General features: G+C 46.2%; 5 protein-coding genes. All 5 read left to right on the top strand.

From position 1 onward, the window contains the following. Positions 1-40: 40 nt before the first annotated feature. Positions 41-442, top strand: a complete 402-nt coding sequence (locus RWJ43_RS06055) for a hypothetical protein (RefSeq protein WP_314008965.1) — start codon at positions 41-43, stop codon at positions 440-442. Between the two features lie 128 nt (positions 443-570). Then, positions 571-819, top strand: a complete 249-nt coding sequence (locus RWJ43_RS06050; RefSeq protein ID WP_314008963.1) for a hypothetical protein — start codon at positions 571-573, stop codon at positions 817-819. A 10-nt stretch (positions 820-829) separates the two neighbouring features. Further along, a complete protein-coding gene (locus RWJ43_RS06045) occupies positions 830-3421 on the top strand; it encodes a tape measure protein (protein ID WP_314008961.1) in 2592 nt (863 codons plus the stop codon). Continuing rightward, positions 3414-4244, top strand: a complete 831-nt coding sequence (locus RWJ43_RS06040; protein ID WP_314008959.1) for a hypothetical protein — start codon at positions 3414-3416, stop codon at positions 4242-4244. Before RWJ43_RS06045 ends, RWJ43_RS06040 begins: the two co-directional genes overlap by 8 nt. Next, positions 4232-4556: hypothetical protein (locus RWJ43_RS06035; protein ID WP_314008957.1), on the top strand; the 325-nt coding region annotated here is incomplete at its 3' end. The genes RWJ43_RS06040 and RWJ43_RS06035, both read left to right, overlap by 13 nt.

Here is a 4556-nt window from a genome sequence, read left to right as displayed (position 1 = left end):
CCTGGCGTTGTACATTAATTAAGTTTTGAGAGGACTCAATATGGATATTTCCAACATGTCAGCGGAGCAGCTTCGAGAGCTCGCAGCGGAGAAAGAAAATTCACGTGCAAAGTTGGAGCACGATTATCTTGACTTTGTACAGGATAAGCCTAAGCACGCTCCATATGAGCGCGTAATTGAATTCGAAGGTGAAGAGTATGTCGTTGATATGCGTCGTACTAAGTCTCGTGAGTTTATGCGTCGCATGGCTCGTGTTAGTGATGCAGAGCAAAATAGCCCAGAAGCACTTTCTCCTGTACTTGCTCTCTACGACTATCTTTTTGGTGGCGATTGTGACAATCATGTTGTGGAAATCGTAACCGCCAAGCTCGGATATGACGACGCTGAAGAGATCATGCGCATTGAGTCCGCCCTTCTGGAAAAACTTGACGCAAAAAACTAATTCCGCTTGCTCCGATTCTGTGTGATGACACAAAAAGGGGCAAGCTGGAAGCAGACTTTCAGCAGTATTACCAAGTAAATCTACAGACGCTCATCGACTCTTGCGAGTTTGAGCGTCTGTTTTATTTGATGATAAACCTCCCTCATGGCTCAAGAACTGTTTGCAATGTTGACCCCAGAAATGATTGGTCCAATAGCGACTATTTGCTTGCACTAGCGGTTGATAACCTTTCGTATCTTCGATACGAGCAAGCGGGAGGTAAAGGCAGAAAGCCTGACGCCGTTAAGCGTCCAGAACTGAAACAAGAACAAAGTAAGAAGAAGCTTCTTAACGTCTCACAGGACCGCGTTGAGGAGCTTCTTTTTAGAGAACGCTAGGAGGTGAATAGTGGCTGGAACAGTAGTAAGAGGTTCCGTCCTTCTTACTCCTAAATTCGACAATCTTGGTGCTAATGTAAAGCGAGCACTGGGAAGCGGATATAAATCAGCGGTGTCTGTCCACACAAACGCTGGACGACAGGCCGCTCAAAACTACGCAAGCGGCTTTGGTGGCGCAACCGGTGCAATTATGGGAATTGTGTCGAGCGTTACATCCCGTGCGTTAGATGCGATTTCTGGCTCAATTGCCTCTGCAGTCAACCGCGTCGACACGATTGCAAACTTCCCTAAGATTATGCAGTCTGTTGGCTATTCTGCAGACGAAGCTCGTGCGACTATTGAACGGCTTTCAACTGGTATTGACGGTCTTCCAACATCGCTTGACGCCATTGTTGGCTCAGTGCAGAAGATTGCGCCTGTGTCTGGTTCACTTGCCACAGCGACAGATGTGGCTCTGGCATTTAATAACGCACTTTTGGCTGGAGGCAAGAGCCAAGAGATAATGAATTCTGCTTTTGAGCAGTATTCTCAGATGCTTTCAACTGGCAGAGTTGACATGCAGTCGTGGAAGATTCTTGCGCAAGCCATGCCAGGCCAGCTGAATCAGATTGCTAAAGCTCTACTCGGTGCTAATGCAAACCAAGCAGATCTTTATAAGGCAATGCAAAGCGGTGCAATTACATTTGACCAATTCAACAATGCAATTGTAAGTCTCAATAATGAGGGTCTTCCTGGCTATGCGTCATTTGCGGAGCAGGCACGTATCTCAACGGAGTCAATTGGTACCGCTTGGACCAACGTTCAAAACCGTATTAATAAGGCTGTTGCTAAGATTATTGATCATATTGGACAAGCCAATATTGCAGGTGCAATCAACGATTTTTCTAGCAGTTTTTCTGGTATAGCCGATACAATTATCACGTATCTTGACCCCGTTATTTCCACTGTTGGTTCGTTCATGGATCAGCTTCAAAATAATGGAGCAATCACATCATTTGGCGACGCTTTAAATGCACTAAAAGACGTATTTGATAGTACCATCGGGCTTATTGGCGACCTCATAACAACGTTTACTGGTTTAGATGGCTCAGAGAATACATCCCGCAGCGCAGCGGATTTGCTTAAATCTGCCGTCGATGGTGTTAAGTCTGCTGTAGAGCTCGCACGTGACGCAGTCCAAGGTTTGAGAGACAACCTCACAGTTGTTGCACCCGTCATTGTTGCCGTAGCAACCGCCCTAATTGCTTACGAAACAATCAAAGCCGTACGTTCAATAGCAGATGACTTTGGACTTCTAAAAAGCGCCGCTTCTTTGGCCTTTGATGCTATCAAGGGTGGAGAAGGCGTCCTATCAACGCTTTCTGTTTTTGGTGAACTTGTTGGTGAGGGTGGGACACTTGCGAGTGTCTTCGGAACGATTTCAACGGCCATTAGTGGCGTTGGAACGAGCCTTCTAGCACTTGTGGGATCTATCCCTGTTATTGGCTGGATTGCAGTTGCGGTAGTTGCTCTCGGGGCTGTTTTTACATGGCTCTGGAATACTAATGAAGATTTTAGAAATGCTGTAATTGGTATTTGGGACTCTATTTGCTCGGCTATTAGTGGTGCAGTAGATTCCATAGTTGGTTTCTTTACAACAACATTGCCAACAGCTTTCACTCAATTCGTCCAATTTGTTCAAGGGATTCCCGCAGCGGTAGGACAATTCATCCAAGAGCTACCATCAATGGTTCTTTACGCGCTTACTTTTGCAGTTGTATTTCTGTTTGGACTAGGCGCTCAACTTGCTCAGCTGGCGGTTCAGATTGGCTCTGAATTTGTTCAGAACGTTGTCAACTTCTTTACTGTCGACCTACCAAGCGCATTTGCTCAGTTCGTCTTATTTGTATCGACGATTCCAGAACAAGTTCAAACTGCCCTTGCAACGCTTTTGGTAAACATTGCTCTTTGGGCAGTCGACATGGCGGCAAAAGCATCAGAGGCCGCCGACGGATTTCTCCGTGGGGTTACAGATGGCCTAAATGCAGCAGTCGATTTTGTGAAGAGCGTTCCAGATAAGATTAAAAGTTTCTTTTCTAATGCGGGCGATTGGCTTGTTAATTCTGGTAAAGCGCTCTTAGATGGCTTCGCCAAAGGCATCAGAAATGCTGTAAATGCAGTAACAAGCGCAGCATCAGACGCGCTCGGTGCGGTGCGTAAGCTATTCCCATTCTCACCTGCAAAGAAAGGACCATTCTCAGGCCATGGCTACACGACGTATTCTGGCCGTGCTCTCATGAGAGACTTCGCAAAGGGGATTAAGGGAAGTTCCGCACTTGCTGAAACAGAGGCAATGAGTGCTCTGTCAAGCGTACATGACGTCTTTAGTAATGCTCGTCCTCTGAGCTTCTCAGCGGTTGCTGACGCTAATGCAAACGGTATTTATCGTGCCGCTTTTGAGCTTGATTCAAGACAGCAACGCGCAAATGCAACCACGCTTGCAGATATCTATGACTTCATGCGTAACGGTGAGCTCGGACAGGTTATTGATGAGAACTCTAACAATATTGGAGACCGTGATTTTGCTCGAGCGGTTCAGAAGGCGGTGAAGACGAATGCGTAAGCTCAAATACGTTTCTTCCCGCGGTAATAGCTTTGAGCTTGATGTGCCAGAAGCCTCAATTGGTACTGGCACATCTCTTAGAGGTTACAAGCCTGGATACACGCTAGGAGCGCGTTCTATTTCTGGCATTTCCTCTAATGCTCAAGAAGTCACGTTAGATCTCTTCATTGAGGGTTCTGAACTGGCAGAATCAATGGCCAAGGAATTTGAATTTGATTTCAATAATCAAAAGCCAGGAGCGCTGGTCTATAACAATGAGTGGTCACAAGATGTATATGTGTCTAAAAGTGAGGTCCAATCGGTCTTTCATGATCAGGCAACAGTTGCTCTTACAGTTATTTTGTTAGAAGGGTCATGGCACAAAAGCCACATTAAAAGCTTTAGCGTGACTCACGATGATGTACAGAGTGATTGGCTTAATTTACCGACCAATGCTCCATACAACCTTGGTATTACGAGACCGCCAAACCAGCTTGAAGTTCGCTCATCTTCAGAATGTCCAGTAAAGTTCACCATTTACGGGACAGCTCTCCAGCCACGAATTGTGATTGGTGATAACACTTACTCATTTTTAGTGACGGTCCCAAGTGGAGGTCGTCTTGTTGTAGATGGCACTCGTACTCGCAAGACAATCACACTTGTCACTGAACTTGGGGACGTGTCAGACCGCTTCGATGTTGGTAGCCGTGGCAGCGGAAAGGGCAGTGGCAACTATTGCTTTGAACCACTGAAACAAGGCTTTCAGAGCGTCTCATGGGACGGCACATTTGGCTTTGATATTGAATGGTGGGAAACAAGAGGAGGTCTTCCATGGACATCTTAACGGTGTCAAAGGCTGACGGTGAAGATATTGCTGGTACAGAGGACTATGTGCTCGACCTTTCTTTTGGAGATACGGGAAATACTTTTGAAGTATTTGCTCCGTCGATTCCAATCAAAGATGGATATCTAGTATCTATCGATGGAACAGAATATGGCGGCATCATCGACACAGCTTCAGACTCGCTTGACGGCGGTGTGTCTACGACTACATGGAGCGGGCGTACCTGGCACGGTATGCTCGCTTCAAAAATCTTGGTCCCGAGTACTGATTACATCAATATTTCAGATAAGGCTCAAACAGCCATTGAGAGCA

The sequence above is a fragment of the Lancefieldella parvula genome, from assembly GCF_963530955.1.
Lineage (GTDB): Bacteria > Actinomycetota > Coriobacteriia > Coriobacteriales > Atopobiaceae > Lancefieldella > Lancefieldella parvula_A.
The sequence above is the reverse complement of the archived record's forward strand: the minus strand, read 5'-3'. Positions and strand labels throughout refer to the sequence as shown.